At 73.4% G+C, this 16,572-nt stretch carries 15 protein-coding genes; 7 read left to right on the plus strand and 8 right to left on the minus strand.

Annotation, left to right across the window (positions count from 1 at the left end; translation table 11 throughout):
• Positions 1-36: 36 nt before the first annotated feature.
• Complete coding sequence (locus JK356_RS04970) at positions 37-1,002, minus strand: polysaccharide lyase family 1 protein (RefSeq protein ID WP_201866289.1); 966 nt, start codon at positions 1,000-1,002, stop codon at positions 37-39.
• Positions 1,003-1,149: 147 nt separating this feature from the next.
• Here JK356_RS04970 and JK356_RS04975 point away from each other — a divergent pair, with 147 nt between their 5' ends.
• The gene (locus tag JK356_RS04975) at positions 1,150-1,362 is read left to right on the plus strand and encodes a DUF2277 domain-containing protein (RefSeq protein WP_201866290.1); all 213 of its coding nucleotides are present in this window, start codon (positions 1,150-1,152) and stop codon (positions 1,360-1,362) included.
• Between the two features lie 72 nt (positions 1,363-1,434).
• Here JK356_RS04975 and JK356_RS04980 read toward each other — a convergent pair whose 3' ends face one another.
• Positions 1,435-3,144 carry a DUF885 domain-containing protein gene (locus JK356_RS04980; RefSeq protein ID WP_201866291.1) on the minus strand — a complete coding sequence of 570 codons (1,710 nt, stop codon included), beginning with the start codon at positions 3,142-3,144 and terminating at the stop codon, positions 1,435-1,437.
• A 192-nt stretch (positions 3,145-3,336) separates the two neighbouring features.
• Here JK356_RS04980 and JK356_RS04985 point away from each other — a divergent pair, with 192 nt between their 5' ends.
• From JK356_RS04985 to JK356_RS05000, 4 genes are all read left to right on the plus strand, one after another.
• Complete coding sequence (locus JK356_RS04985; protein WP_201866292.1) at positions 3,337-4,317, plus strand: NAD(P)H-quinone oxidoreductase; 981 nt, start codon at positions 3,337-3,339, stop codon at positions 4,315-4,317.
• A 142-nt stretch (positions 4,318-4,459) separates the two neighbouring features.
• Positions 4,460-4,843, plus strand: a complete 384-nt coding sequence (locus JK356_RS04990; RefSeq protein WP_201866293.1) for a hypothetical protein — start codon at positions 4,460-4,462, stop codon at positions 4,841-4,843.
• 125 nt (positions 4,844-4,968) lie between these two features.
• Entirely contained in the window at positions 4,969-5,694 is a 726-nt protein-coding gene (locus tag JK356_RS04995) for an ATP-binding cassette domain-containing protein (protein WP_201866294.1), read from the plus strand.
• Positions 5,695-5,701: 7 nt separating this feature from the next.
• A complete protein-coding gene (locus tag JK356_RS05000; RefSeq protein WP_201866295.1) occupies positions 5,702-6,289 on the plus strand; it encodes a bacterial proteasome activator family protein in 588 nt (195 codons plus the stop codon).
• A 131-nt stretch (positions 6,290-6,420) separates the two neighbouring features.
• Here JK356_RS05000 and JK356_RS05005 read toward each other — a convergent pair whose 3' ends face one another.
• Genes JK356_RS05005 through pdhA form a run of 3 tightly spaced genes read right to left on the minus strand, consistent with a single transcriptional unit; the run spans position 6,421 to position 9,928 of the window.
• Positions 6,421-7,830 (minus strand): dihydrolipoamide acetyltransferase family protein, encoded by a 1,410-nt coding sequence (locus JK356_RS05005; RefSeq protein WP_201866442.1) that lies wholly within the window; start codon positions 7,828-7,830, stop codon positions 6,421-6,423.
• A 27-nt stretch (positions 7,831-7,857) separates the two neighbouring features.
• Complete coding sequence (locus tag JK356_RS05010) at positions 7,858-8,835, minus strand: alpha-ketoacid dehydrogenase subunit beta (RefSeq protein WP_201866296.1); 978 nt, start codon at positions 8,833-8,835, stop codon at positions 7,858-7,860.
• Position 8,836: 1 nt separating this feature from the next.
• On the minus strand, positions 8,837-9,928 hold the full coding sequence (pdhA, locus tag JK356_RS05015) for a pyruvate dehydrogenase (acetyl-transferring) E1 component subunit alpha (protein ID WP_307815409.1): 1,092 nt from the start codon (positions 9,926-9,928) through the stop codon (positions 8,837-8,839).
• A gap of 405 nt (positions 9,929-10,333) precedes the next feature.
• Between pdhA and JK356_RS05020 the strand changes: the two genes are divergently transcribed.
• Complete coding sequence (locus tag JK356_RS05020) at positions 10,334-10,999, plus strand: response regulator transcription factor (RefSeq protein ID WP_201866297.1); 666 nt, start codon at positions 10,334-10,336, stop codon at positions 10,997-10,999.
• A gap of 34 nt (positions 11,000-11,033) precedes the next feature.
• Here JK356_RS05020 and JK356_RS05025 read toward each other — a convergent pair whose 3' ends face one another.
• Together JK356_RS05025 and JK356_RS05030 are read right to left on the minus strand one after the other, a co-directional pair.
• Positions 11,034-12,065, minus strand: a complete 1,032-nt coding sequence (locus JK356_RS05025) for a phosphotransferase (protein WP_307815410.1) — start codon at positions 12,063-12,065, stop codon at positions 11,034-11,036.
• 37 nt (positions 12,066-12,102) lie between these two features.
• Positions 12,103-13,677: a protein kinase gene (locus JK356_RS05030; protein ID WP_236670764.1), complete on the minus strand. Its 1,575-nt coding sequence runs from the start codon at positions 13,675-13,677 to the stop codon at positions 12,103-12,105.
• A 358-nt stretch (positions 13,678-14,035) separates the two neighbouring features.
• Here JK356_RS05030 and JK356_RS05035 point away from each other — a divergent pair, with 358 nt between their 5' ends.
• Positions 14,036-15,676, plus strand: coding sequence for a protein kinase (locus JK356_RS05035; protein WP_201866300.1), 1,641 nt, complete (start codon positions 14,036-14,038; stop codon positions 15,674-15,676).
• Between the two features lie 21 nt (positions 15,677-15,697).
• Here the strand turns inward: JK356_RS05035 and JK356_RS05040 are convergent, their stop codons facing one another.
• A complete protein-coding gene (locus JK356_RS05040) occupies positions 15,698-16,522 on the minus strand; it encodes a maleylpyruvate isomerase family mycothiol-dependent enzyme (protein WP_201866301.1) in 825 nt (274 codons plus the stop codon).
• Positions 16,523-16,572: the final 50 nt, after the last annotated feature.

The raw sequence follows: 16,572 nt of genomic DNA on the forward strand, positions 1-16,572 counted from the left end.
CCGGCCGGTCCGGGCGGAAGGGCTGGGCGGGACGGCTTACAGGTTGCCTGCCCCGGCGCCGCCGGTGACGATCGCCTTCACGTCGGCGGCCGGGTCGAGGGTGTAGCTGTACGGCGGGTCGCTCACGGAACCGCCGGTTACGCCCGTGCCGGAGTTCACGAACTCGTTGTCGCGGGCCACCAGGGAACCGGGGCCGGAGTTGCCCTCGCCCAGGTGGAAGGGGTCCTCGACGTTCTCGAAGTAGTTCCCTTCGACCAGCACCCCGGCGTCCTGGGTGGAGGCGACGCCGTAGCTGCCGATGTCGCTGTAGTAGTTGTTGTAGACGTGCACCGGGTCGCCGAAGCGGACCCGGGGGTTGCGCTGGTTGGTGCCGTCGAACCAGTTGTGGTGGTAGCTGACGTGCAGGGCGTTGGCGTCCTCGCCGGCGTTGCCGTCGTCGTGGCCCAGCAGCATGTTCTTGTCCTGGTTGTAGGCGTGGTTCCAGGACACGGTGATGTTGTCCGAGGCGCGCTTGATGTCCAGGGCGCCGTCGCTGTGGCCGCTGAACGTGTTGTGGTCGATCCACACGTTCGTCGAGTACTCGACGTTGATGCCGTCGTCGTCCGAGCCCGTAAACGTCAGGTTCTGGACGATCACGTTGTCGGCGCGGCTGATGTTCAGGCCGCTGCCGGTGATCTGGCCGCTGCCGTCGCTGGTGATGGTCTTGTCGGAGCTGACGCGCGTCATGTCGTCCAGCTCGATGGTGCCTCGTACTTCGATCTGGAGGGCGCCCTCGCGGGCGGCGGCCTCCGCCAGCTCCTCGGCTGTCGTGACGGTCACGACCTCGCCGCCCGCGCCGCCCGTGGTGCCGGCGCCGAAGCCTTCGGGGGTGCCGACGGCGAGCGTCTGGGTGGGGGCCGGTTCCGCGGCGCTGCCGCTGTAGGCGGTCAGGCCGCCGACGGCCGCCGCCGTGGCCACCGCGACAGCACTCATCAGCTTCACGCGTGCGCTCGTCCTGCGCATGGGAGGACTCCATCCGGTGTCGTGGGGGGTGTGGAGCGTGCTGTCTTCCGTCACCGGTGCCGCGCGGCTCGGCACTGCCGATGCTAGGGCGGGACGCTGTGGACGATGACGGGGCGTGCGTGGACAATGACGCGCACACTTGAGGGCATGTGCCGCAGCATCAAGACGCTCCGCCCGCCGGTCACGCCCGAGGTCACGGACGAGGACATCCGCGCGGCGGCCTTGCAGTACGTCCGCAAGGTCTCCGGCTTCCGCTCCCCCGCCGCCCGCAACCAGGAGGTCTTCGACCGCGCCGTGGCGGAGGTCGCCGAGGCGACGTCCCGGCTGCTGGCCGGCCTGCACGTGCGCGGCCAGTCGTAGCCCGCCGCCCCCGCGCCCGCCCCGGCGCGGCGGCCGGGGCGGGCTGGACCGGTCAGGCGAGGTCAGGCGAGGTCAGCCCAGGACGGAGATCTCCTCGGCCAGGTCGTCGAGGCCGAGGGCGCCCAGGGACAGCGCCGCCATGTGCCAGGACTTCAGGTCGAAGGGGCGTCCCTCGCGGGCGGCGGCCGCCCGCGCCGCCTCCCGGCCGGCGAGCCAGGCCCGCTCGCCGAGCTTGTAGCTGATGGCCTGACCGGGCCGGCCCAGGTAGCGGACCAGCTCCGATGCGGCGTAGTCACCGGCCAGGCCGGTGTGGGCGCGGAGGAACTCCAGGCCCAGTGCCGGGGTCCACACCTCGCCCGGGTGGAAGCTCAGGCCCGCCGGGATCCGCAGCCCCAGGTGCATGCCGATGTCGATGATGACGCGGATGGCCCGGAGCATCTGCTCCGACAGGTAGCCCAGCCGGTACTCCGGGTTGGTCAGGAAGCCCAGCTCGTCCATGAGCCGCTCCGCGTACAGCGCCCAGCCCTCGGTCTGCCCGCTGACGCTGCCCGGGCCGATCTGGTAGCGCGAGAGCCGGTCCTTGACGTACACCCAGTGCGCGAACTGAAGGTGATGGCCCGGCAGCCCCTCGTGGTACCAGACCGAGACCAGGTCCCAGACGGGGAAGCGCGTGGCGCCGAGCGTCGGCAGCCAGGTACGGCCCGGGCGGGAGAAGTCCAGCGAGGGCCGGGTGTAGTACGGGGCGGCGCTGCTGCCGGGCGGGGCGATGTGCGTCTCCACGCGGCGGACGGGCTCCGGCAGGTCGAAGTGCGTGCCCGCCAGCTGCTCCGTGGCCCGCTCCATCAGGGCCTGCAACCAGCGGCGGATCTCCTCCTCGCCCTCGATGGCCTCACCGTGGGTCCGCAGGTGCGCCATGGCCTCGGCCGGGGTGGCGCCCGGCAGGACGAGGCCGGCGGTGGCGCGCATCTCGGCGGCGAGGCGCTCGAACTCCTCCCAGCCGTAGGCGTACGCGTCCTGCAGGTCGAGGTCGGAACCGGTCCAGTGGCGGGCGTGGCGGAGGTAGCGGTCGCGGCCGACGCCGTCGGGAGCCGCCGCGGTGGCCGGGTGCGGCAGGTAGGTGTCGCGCAGGAAGTCGCGCAGCTCTGCCATGCCGGCGGTGGCCTCACTCGCCGCCCGGTCCAGGTCGCCGCGGAGCGCGTCGGGGCCCGCCGAGGCGAAGTCGCGGAACCAGTCCTTGGCGAGCCACTCGTCGATCTGCGCGAGCAGCGCCTCGGCCTGGCGCGGCGCGGCGGCCAGGCCGCGGGCGAGGCCCTCGCGGAGCGAGGCGATGTACCCGCGCGCGCTGCCCGGGAGGTTGCGCAGGCGGCGAGCGATGACGGCCCAGTCGTCCTCGGTCTTGGCGGGCATGAGCAGGACGACCTGCCGCAGCTGGTGGGCCGGGGAGAAGAGGGCGGCGACGTCGCGGAGCTTCTCCCCGGTCTCGATGAGGTTCAGCTGGGCGCCCAGCCGCTCGCGGAGCAGGCGGGCCGCCCGCCGCTCGTCGTCCGGCAGCCCGGCCCCGCCCTCGGGGGCGGCGGCGTCAAGCGCCGTCAGCGTGGCGCGGTGAGCGTCGGCAAGGGCCGCGATGCCCTCCGGGGAGTAGTCGGGAAGGGCGTCCGAGCCGGGACGGTTGCCGAGGTAGACGGCGAGCACCGGGTCGAGATCGGACAGGGTTTCCACGTACTCGTCGGCGATCTGCCGCGGCGTGCGGGTGGTCGCCGTGGCGGAGACTGAATCGGACATCGTGCCATCCTCGTACACCCGGGTGAGCAGCGGAAGGGAATGTGAGCGGGCAGCAGCGGAAGCCGCCGGCAGGCATCAGCGGGAACGGCACCCTCCCGCTGACGCCCGTGGCCCGCAGGGCGCGGGCCGCCGCCCCGGTCCGCTGAGACGGCACCGGGCGTGCCACCGGGCCCGCCCGGTACCGTCGCTGTCATGCATGCGATCACGATCAGCCAGCCGGGCCCGCCCGAGGTGCTGGAGTGGACTGAGGTGCCGGACCCCGCCCCCGGGGACGGCGAGGTGGTCATCGAGGTGACGGCCAGCGGCGTGAACCGGGCCGACGTCCTCCAGCGCCAGGGCCACTATCCCCCGCCGCCCGGCGCCCCGCCCTACCCCGGCCTGGAGTGCTCGGGCCGGATCGCCGAGGTCGGCACGGGTGTCACCGGCTGGGCGGCAGGCGACGAGGTCTGTGCCCTGCTGACCGGCGGCGGCTACGCCGAGCGCGTCGCGGTCCCGGCCGGCCAGCTGCTGCCCGTCCCCGACGGCACCGACCTGGTGACCGCCGCCGGGCTGCCCGAGGTGACGGCCACCATCTGGTCGAACGTCGTGATGACCGCCGGCCTGCGCCCCGGTGAGACCCTGCTCGTTCACGGCGGCGCCAGCGGCATCGGCACGGTCGCCATCCAGCTCGGCAAGGCGCTCGGCGCCCGCGTCGCCGTCACCGCCGGCAGCGCCGAGAAGCTGGCCCGCTGCGCCGCGCTCGGCGCCGACATCCTGATCAACTACCGGGAGCAGGACTTCACCGAGGAGATCACCCGCGCCACCGGCGGCGCCGGGGCGGACGTGATCCTCGACATCATGGGCGCCGCCTACCTGCCCCGCAACGTCCGGGCGCTGGCGCCCGGCGGCCGGATTGCCGTGATCGGCCTCCAGGGCGGGGTGAAGGGCGAGCTGCACCTCGGCGCGCTGCTCGCCAAGCGCGGCACCCTCTCCGCCACCTCGCTGCGCACCCGGCCGCCCGGGGAGAAGGCCGCGATCGTCGCCGCCGTGCGCGAGCACGTCTGGCCGCTGCTGGCCTCCGGGCGCGTCGTGCCCGTCATCGACCGCCAGCTGCCGCTGCCCCAGGCCGCCGAAGCGCACCGCATCATGGAGTCCAGCGGCCACGTCGGCAAGCTGCTGCTGGTGGCCGGATAGCGCCGGACGCGCCGCGGCCCCCGGGAGAGAGCCGCCGGCAGCGCGCACGCCTCCGAGATGCCCGATTCGACCGATTATGTGATGCTAGTGGTGACTTGGGGAGGGCATCCCAAGCGACACCTACGCCGACGGAGGCGGAAGCGTGAGAGCCTGCGCTGCTGGCATCGTGGTGGCCATCGTGACGGTCCTGGCCGCGATGGCTCCGGTCCACGCCGGATCCGACCACTCCCGGGGCGCCCCCGCGGGCCTCGCCTCCTCCGCCCCCGGCAGCCCTCTCGAACCGGCCGGTGAGCAGGCGCCCGAGCCGGACCGGCAGCCGGCCGAGCCAGTCGCCCGTTCGGGTCCTTCCCCGGAATCCGGCACCGGCTCCGCGGCATCCCGCCACGCGCCCCGCGCCGTGCCGGAGACCGCCGCCACCGGCGCCGAACCGCGCGGCGAACTGCTCCCCCTCCTGCCGTTCGGCACCGGCCTGTTGCTCTTCGGCCTCGGCATCGGCCTCGTCGGCTACCGCCTCCGCCCCGCCTGACCCTCGCACCCCGCCCCGCCCCGCGGCGGGACGACCGGTGGGTACCGCCGTCACGCACGTCAACAGTGCCGTCACGTTGGTGCGCCACCATCGTCACCATCCGCGATCGTCAGGGGGCATTTCACATGACTGCCGCGCCCACCGCGCTCCTCGCCATCCGGGGCGTCATCCACGCGCCCACCCTCGACGGCGCTGACCTGACTGTCCGCGCCGGGGAGTTCGTCTCCGTCCTGGCCCCGCCCGGCGCCGGCAAGTCACAGCTGCTGGCGCTGGCCACCGGCCAGGCCACGCCGCTGCGCGGCCGCGTCCGCCTCGGCGGCGCCGACCTGGCCACCCTGGGCCACCGGCGCCTCGCCGAGCTGCTCCGCACCACCGTCACCCGCGTGCCGCAGCACGCGGACACCGCGCTCCATCCCTCACTGACGGCGGCGGAGAACATCGCCCTGCGGCCCACCCTCGACGGTGTCCCGGCCGCAGAGGCCCGCCGGATGGCCCTCTCCGTCCTCCTCGAACTCGAGCTGGCCGACCTGGCGGACCTGCTCCCCCGCGAGCTGTCGCCCTTCCACCGCCGCGCCGTCACCACGGCGCGCGCCCTCGTCAGCGACCGCCCGCTGATCGTCGCCGACGACCCCGTGGCCGGCCTGGAACCGGTCCTGGCCGACACCGTGCTCGCGCTGCTGCGCACCCGCGCCGCACGCGGCCAGGCCGTACTCATGACCACCCGCGATCCGGCGCACGCGGTGTGGGCCGACCGCGTGCTGCTGCTGCAAGACGGCGCCCTCACCGACCCGGCCGCCCCCGTTCCGGCGGGCGCCGCTGAGCGCTCCACGCCCCCGGCCAACGTTGCATGATGGAGGCATGACTGAGCCGAGGAACGAACCTCCGCAGGAAAACACCCCGCACGTCCTGGTCGTCGGCCCGGACGGCATGGCCCTGGGCAGCGCGGCGCCGAAGGGAAACGGGGGTGACGGAGGGGAGTCGGACGAGAACTCCGAGACCCCGGTGACCGAAATGGTGGAGCAGCCGGCCAAGGTCATGCGCATCGGCAGCATGATCAAGCAGCTGCTCGAAGAGGTGAAGGCCGCTCCCCTGGACGAGGCCAGCCGGGCGCGTCTGAAGGAGATCCACGCCAGCTCGGTCAAGGAGCTGGAGGAAGGGCTCGCGCCGGAGCTGGTCGAGGAGCTGGAGCGGCTGTCGCTGCCGTTCACCGACGACAACGTGCCCACCGAGGCTGAGCTGCGCATCGCCCAGGCGCAGCTCGTCGGCTGGCTGGAGGGCCTCTTCCACGGCATTCAGACCGCGCTGTTCGCCCAGCAGATGGCCGCCCGGGCCCAGCTGGAGCAGATGCGCCGCGCCCTGCCGCCCGGCGCGCTCGGCGGCGGCGACGGCGGCGAGCAGCACGCCGAGGAGCGGCGCGGGGGCGCGCGCTCCGGGCCGTACCTGTGACCTCGCCCGGCGCCCGGCCGGGACGACGCGACGGGCGGTGCGGCACCGCACGGGGTGCCGCACCGCCCGTCGCTGTCCCGTCGCTGTCCCGTCGTTGCCGCTCGCTTCTGTCCGGCCGGGGCCGGCCGGGATCAGCCCCAGGTGATCAGACGCTTGGGGCGCTCCAGCACGGCGGCGACGTCCGCCAGCACCTTTGAGCCCAGCTCGCCGTCGACGAGGCGGTGGTCGAACGACAGGGCCAGGGTCGTCACGTGACGCGGCTTCACCTTGCCCTTGTGCACCCACGGCCGCTCCTTGATCGCGCCGAACGCCAGGATGGCGGACTCGCCGGGGTTGAGGATCGGGGTGCCGGCGTCGATGCCGAAGACGCCGATGTTGGTGATGGTCAAGGTGCCGCCCGTCATGTCCGCCGGTGACGTCTTCCCCTCGCGCGCGGTCGTCACCAGGTCGCCCAGCGCCCGCGCCAGCTCGGGCAGGGACTTGGCGCCGGCGTCCTTGATGTTCGGCACGATCAGGCCGCGCGGGGTGGCGGCCGCGATCCCCAGGTTGACCGCGTCCTTGTAGACGATCTCCTGGTTCTCCTCGTCCCAGGCGGCGTTGATCTCGGGGTTCCGGCGCACGGCGAGCAGCAGCGCCTTCGCCACCAGCAGCAGCGGCGTCACACGCACGCCCGCAAGGTCCGGGTCCTTCCGCAGCCGCTCCACCAGCCGGACGGTGCGGGTGACGTCGACGGTGACGAACTCCGTGACGTGCGGCGCGGTGAACGCGCTGCTCGTCACCGCCTGCGCGGTCGCCTTCCGCACGCCCCGGATCGGCACCCGCCGCTCCCCGGCCGCGGTGGCCTTCCCGGGGGCCGGGGCCGGCGCCTCGGCCGGTGCCGGTGCCGGGGCGGGGGCGGCCTGTGCCTCGGCGGCGCCGCGCACGTCCTCCCGCGTGATGATCCCGCCGGGACCGGTCGGCACCACCGCCGACAGGTCGATCCCCAGGTCCTTGGCCAGCTTCCGCACGGGCGGCTTCGCCAGCGGCCGTCCCCCGGACTCCGGCACCCGCCGTCCCCGGGCCGCCGGGGCCGGTACCGGTGCCGCCGGGGCCGGGGCCGGAGCGGCCGGTGCCGGGGCCGGAGCGGCCGGTGCCGGGGCCGCCTCGCCGGCGGCCGCCTCGCCAGCGGCCGGCTTGCGGCGGCGCCGGTGCGGGGTGCCGTTGGCGACGCCGTAGCCGACGAGGACCGGCTCGCGCCGCTCCCCGTCCTCCGCCGCGCCGCCCTGTGCCGCGCCGTCCTCCGCCGTGCCGCCGGACTCACCGTCCGCCGGGCCGTCCCCCGGCCCGGTGTCGATGGCGATGATCGGCGTGCCCACGTCCACCGTGGCGCCCTCTTCGAACCGCAGCTCCCGGACGGTGCCGTCGTACGGGATCGGCAGCTCCACCGCCGCCTTCGCGGTCTCGACCTCGACGACCATCTGGCCGTCCGTCACCGTGTCGCCCACCTGGACGAGCCACTTGAGAATCTCGGCCTCGGTCAGCCCTTCGCCCACGTCGGGCATCTTGAACTCGCGGATCACGACACTCCCTCAGTACGCCAGCGCGCGATCGACGCTGTCCAGGATCCGGTCCAGGCCGGGCAGGTACTCCTCCTCCAGCCGCGCCGGCGGATACGGCGCGTGGTACCCGCCGACGCGCAGCACCGGCGCCTCCAGGTGGTAGAAGCACCGCTCGGTGATCCGGGCGGCGACCTCGGCGCCGGCCCCGAAGAACACCGGTGCCTCGTGCGCGATGACGAGACGGCCGGTCTTCTTCACGGACGCGGTCAGGGTGTCGAAGTCGATCGGCGAGATCGACCGCAGGTCCACCACCTCAAGCGACCGCCCCTCCTCCTCGGCGGCCAGCGCCGCCTGGAGCGCGGTGCGGACCATCGGCCCGTACGCGGCGAGCGTCAGGTCGCTGCCCTCGCGCACCACGCGCGCGGCGTGCAGCGGGCCCGGGATGCCCTCCGGATCGACCTCGCCCTTCTCCCAGTACCGGGCCTTGGGCTCGAAGAAGATCACCGGGTCGTCGCACTCGATGGCCTGCTGGAGCATCCAGTAGGCGTCGGAGGGGTTCGACGGAGTGACGATCTTCAGGCCCGCCACGTGCGCGAACAGCGCCTCCGGCGACTCGCTGTGATGCTCCACGGCCCCGATGCCGCCGCCGTAGGGGATGCGGATGACCACGGGCAGCCGCACCATGCCCAGGGCCCGCGCGTGCAACTTCGCGAGCTGGGTGACGATCTGGTCGTAGGCGGGGAAGACGAAGCCGTCGAACTGGATCTCCGTCACCGGCCGGTAGCCGCGCAGCGCCAGGCCGATCGCCGTGCCGATGATGCCGGACTCGGCGAGCGGGGTGTCGAGGACGCGGCGTTCGCCGAAGTCCTTCTGCAGGCCGTCGGTGACGCGGAAGACGCCGCCGAGCTTGCCGACGTCCTCGCCCATGACGAGGACCTTGGGGTCGTTGTCGAGCGCGGTGCGCAGCGAGAGGTTGAGCGCCTTGGCGAGCGCCATCGCCTGGGCCATGTCAGTTCCCCTCCTCGAACGAGGCCGCGTAGGCCGCGTAGTGGGCGCGTTCCTCGTCGACGAGCGCGTGGCCGTCGGCGTAGACGTGGTCGAAGATCGCCGTGCCGTCCGGGTCGGGCATCGTGCGGATCGCCTCCCGCACCCGCCGCGCCATCCGGTCGCTCTCCTCGTCGAGGCGGGTGTAGAACTCCTCGTCCGCCAGGCCCTCGCGGTCGAGGTGGCGGCGCAGGCGCAGGATCGGGTCCTTCGCCTCCCACTCCTTCAGCTCCTCGCTGGTGCGGTAGCGGGTGGGGTCGTCGGAGGTGGTGTGGGCGCCCATCCGGTAGGTGTAGGCCTCCACGAGCACGGGGCCCTGGCCCGTCCGCACCTGGTCGGCGGCGGCCCGGGTGACGGCCAGGACGGCCAGCACGTCGTTGCCGTCGACGCGCACGCCCGGGAAGCCGTAGCCCTGGGCGCGCTGGTAGAGCGGCACCCGGGACTGGCGCTCGGTGGGCTCGGAGATGGCCCACTGGTTGTTCTGGCAGAAGAACACCACCGGGGCGTTGTAGACGGCGGCGTAGGTGAACGACTCGCCGACGTCGCCCTGGCTGGAGGCGCCGTCGCCGAAGTAGGCGACGACGGCCGCCTCGGCGCCGTCCATGGCCACGCCCATGGCGTAGCCGGTGGCGTGCAGCGTCTGGGCGCCGATGACGATCGTGTAGAGGTGGAAGTTGTTGCTGTTCGGGTCCCAGCCGCCGTGGTTGACGCCCCGGAACATGCCCAGCAGGCTCGTCGGGTCCACGCCGCGGCACCAGGCGACGCCGTGCTCGCGGTAGGTCGGGAAGACGTAGTCGCTGTCGCGCAGGGCGCGTCCCGAGCCGATCTGGGCGGCCTCCTGGCCGAGCAGGGAGGGCCACAGGGCCAGTTCACCCTGGCGCTGGAGCGCGGTGGCCTCGGCGTCGAAACGGCGGGTGAGGACCATGTCGCGGTACAGGCCGCGCAGTTCCCCGGGTGTGATCTCGAGGGAGTACTCGGGGTGTTCGACCCGCTCGCCCTCGGGTGTCAGCAGCTGCACCATGGTGGTGCCGGCTGCGGTGGTCGTCTCCACGGTCACTCGTGCTCCTCCGTCGGTCCGGCCCCCGGGGTCACCGGGCGGCCAGTGCGGTCCGCCCGGACCCGTGCGGCGCACGGGGTGGGTGCGGCGCGGACGGAGCCGAGCGGTTTCTCACAGACCACAGTCGTTTCTCGCGTCCCGTTCGGCGGCCCGCTAGAAGCACGGTACCCAGAGGAGCCACGACTCGCGCAAGTGCCCTGACCTGCGGATTTACTGGGAAATCCAAGTATTCGGCAGGCGTTACGCATCGGCGTGGAACGACACTGGTCCACGTGATCCATAGCTTCGCAAAGCCGTGGGACACTCGCACCGTAGCGCCGCTGCCCGGAGGACCGGAAGGGATCGGACGGCAATCGGGCCACGCGTCAGAGCGCGTGCCAGGCCGGGCTGTGTGACACTTGCTGCGTGCCCGAAGACGGACAAATCACCGTGTTTCTCCTCGATGACCACGAGGTGGTGCGGCGGGGCGTGAGCGACCTGCTGTCCGCGGAGCCGGACATCGAGGTCGTCGGCGAGGCCGGCACCGCCGCGGAAGCGGTCGCCCGCATCCCGGCCGCCCGGCCCGACGTCGCGGTGCTGGACGTGCGGCTGCCCGACGGCAGCGGCGTGGAGGTCTGCCGCGACGTCCGCTCGCGGGACGAGTCCATCAAGTGCCTGATGCTGACGTCGTACTCGGACGACGAGGCGCTCTTCGACGCCATCATGGCGGGCGCCTCCGGATACGTGCTCAAGGCCATCGGCGGCGCGGAACTGCTGACGGCGGTCCGCGACGTGGCGGCCGGGAAGTCGCTGCTCGACCCCGACGCCACCCAGCGCGTACTCGAACGTCTGCGCGGTGGGGGACCCGCGGAGGGCGGTGATGACCGGCTCGCCCGGCTGACGGACCAGGAGCGCCGGATCCTTGACCTGATCGGGGACGGGCTGACCAACCGGGCCATCGGCGAGGAGCTGCATCTGGCCGAGAAGACGATCAAGAACTACGTGTCCAGCCTGCTGGCGAAGCTGGGCATGGAGCGGCGGTCGCAGGCCGCCGCGTACGTCGCACGGCGCAAGGCCGAAAAGCGCCGCTGACGCGCCGCTGCCCGGCGGCCCGGCCCGGCGGCGGTCAGTCGCAGAAGGCGTCGCGCACCGCCGGCGCGTTCCGCGTCCACCACACCACCAGCGCGGCGGCCGCCGGGAACTGCGGATCGGCCCGGTGATCCCCCCGCTCGTAGTGCCAGGTCAGCATCCAGAAGTCGTTCAGCCGCTCCCACCACACGCGGTGCACGGCGGCGGCCAGCTCCTCTGCCGGGGCCCCGGCGGCCCGCCGGTAGGCGCGGGCGTAGGCCCGCACCTTCGGCAGGTCCAGCCCGCCGTCGGGCCGGAGGAAGAAGATAGCGGCCGCCCGCACCGCCTCCTCGGCGCGCGGCTGCACCCCCAGCCGGTCCCAGTCGATGATCGCGACCGGCTCGTCGGGCCCGTCCCCCGGGGCGCCGGACCCGCCCCGGTACAGCAGGTTCAGCGGGTGGAAGTCGCCGTGCACCCACCCGGCCGCGGGTATCTGCTCGGCGGTCGGCTTGGCGTGGGCGTGCCGCCGCAGCAGCTCGCGCCGCTCCAGCAGCCGGTGCTCGGCCAGCTCGTCGAAGCCGCTGCGGCGCGGGCGCTCGCGCACGCGCGCCAGCAGCCGGTCGATCAGCGCGTACGTGTCGCTCGGCTCGGCCGCGGCGGCCGTGGCGGGGATTCCGGCCGGGCGCACTATGACGCGTTCCAGCGCCCGGTGCACCCGCCCCAGCAGCGCGCCCAGGCGGCGGCAGTCGGCGCCGCTCAGCTCGCCGCCGCGGCGGTGGCGGCCCTCGACCCACGGGTGCAGCGCGTAGCGCCGCCCCCGGTGGACGACGACCGTCTCACCGTCGCGGTCCGGCACCGGCGGCGTCACGGGCAGGCCGAGGCGCGCGAGTTCGGCCATGGCACGGTGCTGGCGCCGCAGCACGCGGACCGTCGTGCCGCCCCGGGCCGGGCGGGCGGCGTCCACGTCGTCGAGGTGGTGCTTGAGGAAGAACCGGCCCCGGGTGGTGGCCAGCCGGTAGCCGTGGTTCAGCAGGCCCTCGGACAGGGGCTCGCAGGACACCGGCTCGCCCGCGTCATACCGGCGCAGCACCGCGGAGAGCGTGCGCCCGGACAGCGGCGGCGCCACCTCAGCCGTCGTCGGAGCCGCTGCCCCCGTCCGTCTCCTCACCGGTCGGCGACGTGGTGGGGTCGGTCGGGTCCTCGGGCTCCGTGTCGTCCGTCGGCAGCGGGTCGTCCGGCTCTTCCTCGGTCTGCTCCGGCGGCTGCTCCGGCTCGGGGTCCTCCGGCTGCGAGGACGTGTCGTCGCCGGTCGGCTGCCCGCCCTCGCTCTGCTCGGGCGCGTCCGGCGTGGAGCCGTCGTCGCTCCACGACGGGTCCTCGGGCTGGTAGTAGTCCGAGTCCTGCTGCGTCCCGTCGTCCCCCACGCCGTCGGTGGACGGGGTCTCGCCGCTGTCGTCGTCGCCGCCCGCGCCGCCGGTGCCGCGGTCGTCCTCCCGCCCGCGGTCGTCATCGGTCTGGCTCTGCTCGGCGTCGCCGTTGCCGCCGGAGTCACCGCCGAGGTTGGCGGCGACCAGCACGCCCGTGCCGATGGCCACCACCGCCAGCAGCGCGACCAGCAGCAGGCGGCCGCGGCCGCCGGTGCGCCCGCCGCCGGAGCCGCCCGCGCCGCCCTCGTCCGGGTCGCCCAGCAGCATGGGCGCGGCGAGCTGCCCGGTGGGCGTCTCGGCCCCCGGCGCCCGCGTCGCGCGGGTGGGGGCGGGGGTGCCCATGGCGGGGGTGGTGCCGGTGACGCCGGTGGGGCCGGTGTTCCACAGGCCGCCGGTGTGGCCGCCGTGCTCCTCCAGCATGCGCAGCGCGTACTGCACCAGGCCGCGCATCTCCTCGGCCGACTGGAACCGGTCGTCGGGGTCCTTGGCGAGCGCCCGCATCACCAGGCCGTCCAGCTCCGGCGGCGACGACGGCGAGACCTCCGACGGCAGCCGCGGCGTGTCCTGGACGTGCTGGTACACCACGGACAGCGGCGTCTCGCCGGTGAACGGCGGCCGCAGCGCCAGCAGCTCGTACAGCAGGCAGCCGACCGCGTACAGGTCGGAGCGGGTGTCGATCGTCTTGCCCAGCGCCTGCTCGGGCGAGAGGTACTGCGGCGTGCCCATGACCATGCCGGTCTGCGTCATCGTCTGGGCGGCGCCGTGCAGGGCCCGGGCGATGCCGAAGTCCATCACCTTCACGCTGCCGGTGTCGGTGATGATGACGTTCGCCGGCTTGATGTCGCGGTGCACGATGCCGTGCTGGTGGCTGTAGGCGAGGGCCTCCAGCACGCCGGAGACGATCCGCAGCGCCTGCTCCACCGGCGGGGCCTCGGCGTTGACCAGCAGGTCGCGGATGGTGCGGCCGTTGATCAGCTCCATCACCATGTAGGGCACGACGCTGCCGCGCCCCGTGGTGGTGGTCATGTACTCCTCGCCGGAGTCGTAGACCGCGACCACCGCGTGGTGGTTCAGGCCCGCCACGGACTGCGCCTCGCGGGTGAAGCGGGCCTTGGAGACCGGGTCCTCGGCCAGGTCCGGGCGGAGCAGCTTGATGGCGACAGGACGGCCGAGCCGGACGTCCTCGGCGGCGAACACCTCGGCCATGCCACCGCGGCCGATGCGGTGTGTCAGGCGGTAACGGCCCTCGCCCACGAGGCCGTTGTTCCCCCACATCTCGGGAGTTTCCGGAGTTTCGGAAGCTTCGGGGGTCTCAGACGTCTCGGGCGAATCGGGCGTGCCGGGCACCTGGCTACCGGCCGCCTCGGACCCCCTCTCCTCAGGGCCCGCAGCGCCTTCGTCCTGTGCCATCAGTCCTCGCCGTTGTCGCTTGGTCGCGGTGCCATCAAACCGGTTCAGAGGGCAGACTGACAAGTTGACTCCGCCCGGCCCGGACGGTCCGTGGCGGCGATCACGGAACGGACAACGAGCTTGACGTCAAAGTGCGCTCAGGCAGACTTGGGCCGGGAACCGGTCCGCAACGACGCTCGCCGCTCCGCCGCACTCCGCACCGCTGACAGGGGGGACACACCAGATGAGTGACCAGGGCGCGCCGACGCCGGGCGGCTACGCGGGCCGATCCGTCGGCGGAGGGCGCTACCAGCTGCGCGACCTGCTCGGCAAGGGCGGCATGGCCTCGGTGCACCTGGCCTGGGACACGGTGCTCGAGCGGCAGGTCGCGATCAAGACCATGCACGCCGACCTGGGGCGCGAGGACGCGTTCCGCGAGCGTTTCAAGCGTGAGGCCCAGTCCGTCGCCAAGCTCACCCACACCAACATCGTCTCCGTCTTCGACACCGGCGAGGACGTGATCGACGGCGTCCCCGTGCCGTACATCGTCATGGAGTACGTCGAGGGCCGCCCGCTGCGCGCCGTCCTGGAGGAGGACGTCAAGCGCTTCGGGGCGATGACCGCGGAGCGGGCGCTGTCGGTGACCGACGACGTGCTGGCGGCGCTGGAGATCAGCCACGAGATGGGGCTGGTCCACCGCGACATCAAGCCGGGCAACGTGATGATCACCCGCCGCGGCGTGGTCAAGGTCATGGACTTCGGCATCGCGCGCGCCATGCAGTCCGGCGTGACGTCCATGACGCAGACGGGCATGGTCGTCGGCACGCCGCAGTACCTCTCCCCCGAGCAGGCACTGGGCCGGGGCGTGGACGCCCGCTCCGACCTGTACTCGGTCGGCGTGATGCTCTTCGAGCTGCTCACCGGCCGGCTGCCGTTCGACTCGGACTCGCCGCTGGCGATCGCCTACGCGCACGTGCAGGAGGAGCCGCCGCTGCCCTCCTCGATCAACACGGCCGTGCCGCCCGCCGTGGACGCCCTGGTGATGCGCGCCATGCGCAAGAACCCCAACGAACGGTTCTCCAGCGCCGAGGAGTTCCGCGCCGAGTGCCAGCGCGTCACGGGCACGCTCACGGGCGCGACGCCGCGCATCGTGCCGGGCGCACACGAGGCGCGCGACAGCGGCGCGGCCGTCGCGCAGGCGGTGTTCCCGCAGTTCGGCGCGCCCGCCCCGCCGACGCCCGCGTCGCCCTACGGCCCGGCCACGCCCGCGCCGGGCGGCAGCGCCTACGGCTACCCCGGCGGCACCACCGGCCCGGTCACCCCGCCGTACCACCTCACCACCCAGCCCCCGGCGCCACCGGCGGCGGAGGGCAAGCGGTCCACCACGCTCATGGTCGCCCTCGCCTCCGTCATCGCCATCGCCGTGGTGGCGGCCGTCGCGATCGTCGTGGTCGTCAACAGCGGCGGCGGGAACGGCGGGGAAAACACGGAGGCCGACGGCGAGAACAGCAGCACCGTCGAGCCCGGCAACGGCGAGAACACCGAGGAGGAGCAGCAGCGCGAGCGCCGCTTCCGGGAGGGCGACCCGAGCAAGACGATCGACCCTGAGGAGTGCACGGAGGCCGGCGAGTACTGGGACCAGGAGGAGGAGCCGGGCGCGCTGATGATGCCCGACTTCTACGACGTCCACATCGACTCGGCCAAGGAGTGCATCCGCGCCGCCGGCTGGGTCCTGGACGAGGACCTCAACTACCGCGACGAGGTGCTCAAGGGCCGGGACATGGTCGTCGACCAGTCACCCGCGGCGGGCGACCCGTACAACCCGGAGGAGGACGGCCCGATCGAGCTGACGGTCTCCACCGGGCAGGAGGCCGTGCGCGGCTAGCCCGCTCGGCCTCCCGGCCGGTCAGAACGTCTTCGGGAAGCCGCCCAGGATGCGGTCGGCCAGCCCCGGATCCCCCTCGATCTTCAGCTTGTCGGCCACCTTCTTCGGGCGCACCCGGCCGCAGGCGAGGCGCACGAACGTCTCCCAGTCGGTGGTGAAGGTCACCACCGGGCCCAGCGACGGGCTGCCGTCGACCCGGCCGTTGCCCTTGTCGTCGACGCGCACGGTCCGCAGGAACTCCACCGGGCCGCTGATGTCGAAGACCACGGCCGACTTGCGCGGCGCCGCCGCCGTCTTGGCGACGACGTCCGGCAGCCTGCCCAGCAGCACGTCCCGGGCGATCTGCGCGGCGGGGCTGTCCAGGTTGCCCGGCTTGCCCAGCGCCCGGCGCAGGTCCTGCTCGTGCACCCACACGTCGAAGGCGCGCAGCTCGAGGAACTCCGCCAGCGTCATCGAGCCGTACACCGGGTGCGAGACCGACGCGTCCGGCGCTCGCTTCTCGTTCCGCAGCTGCCGGGAGCGGCGGATGATCGTGTACTCCAGCTCGGCCGTCATCTCCGGGCCGGTGTGGTGACGCCTGACGTCCACCTGGACCTCCATGTAACGGCTCTTCTCGTCCGTCACGTGGAACAGGTCCCGCGGCAGCGTGTGGATCGGCCGCGGATCGCCAAGCGCCTCGCACTCCCCGCCGATCACGTGCGAGACGACGTCACGCACCGACCACCCCGGGCACTCGGTCGCCCGGTTCCACTCCCCGTCAACCAGCGAGGAGACCAGCTCGGATATCGCCTCGATCGACTGTGTCCAGGCATCGATGGACGGCTGAAGGCTCGGGTGGACGCTCACGGGACCCCTCTAGCGGTTGAACGCTGGACGCTCGGTTGGGTGTTCACACG

This window comes from Streptomyces sp. 7-21 (assembly GCF_016741785.1).
Classification (GTDB): Bacteria; Actinomycetota; Actinomycetes; order Streptomycetales; family Streptomycetaceae; genus Streptomyces.

Bases quoted from the DNA above. Each gene is read 5' to 3' on its own strand.
- JK356_RS04970 (WP_201866289.1), bottom strand. From the start codon at position 1,002: ATGCGCAGGACGAGCGCACGCGTGAAGCTGATGAGTGCTGTCGCGGTG.
- JK356_RS04975 (WP_201866290.1), top strand. From the start codon at position 1,150: ATGTGCCGCAGCATCAAGACGCTCCGCCCGCCGGTCACGCCCGAGGTC.
- JK356_RS04980 (WP_201866291.1), bottom strand. From the start codon at position 3,144: ATGTCCGATTCAGTCTCCGCCACGGCGACCACCCGCACGCCGCGGCAG.
- JK356_RS04985 (WP_201866292.1), top strand. From the start codon at position 3,337: ATGCATGCGATCACGATCAGCCAGCCGGGCCCGCCCGAGGTGCTGGAG.
- JK356_RS04995 (WP_201866294.1), top strand. From the start codon at position 4,969: ATGACTGCCGCGCCCACCGCGCTCCTCGCCATCCGGGGCGTCATCCAC.
- JK356_RS05000 (WP_201866295.1), top strand. From the start codon at position 5,702: ATGACTGAGCCGAGGAACGAACCTCCGCAGGAAAACACCCCGCACGTC.
- JK356_RS05005 (WP_201866442.1), bottom strand. From the start codon at position 7,830: ATGCCCGACGTGGGCGAAGGGCTGACCGAGGCCGAGATTCTCAAGTGG.
- JK356_RS05010 (WP_201866296.1), bottom strand. From the start codon at position 8,835: ATGGCCCAGGCGATGGCGCTCGCCAAGGCGCTCAACCTCTCGCTGCGC.
- JK356_RS05030 (WP_236670764.1), bottom strand. From the start codon at position 13,677: ATGTGGGGGAACAACGGCCTCGTGGGCGAGGGCCGTTACCGCCTGACA.
- JK356_RS05035 (WP_201866300.1), top strand. From the start codon at position 14,036: ATGAGTGACCAGGGCGCGCCGACGCCGGGCGGCTACGCGGGCCGATCC.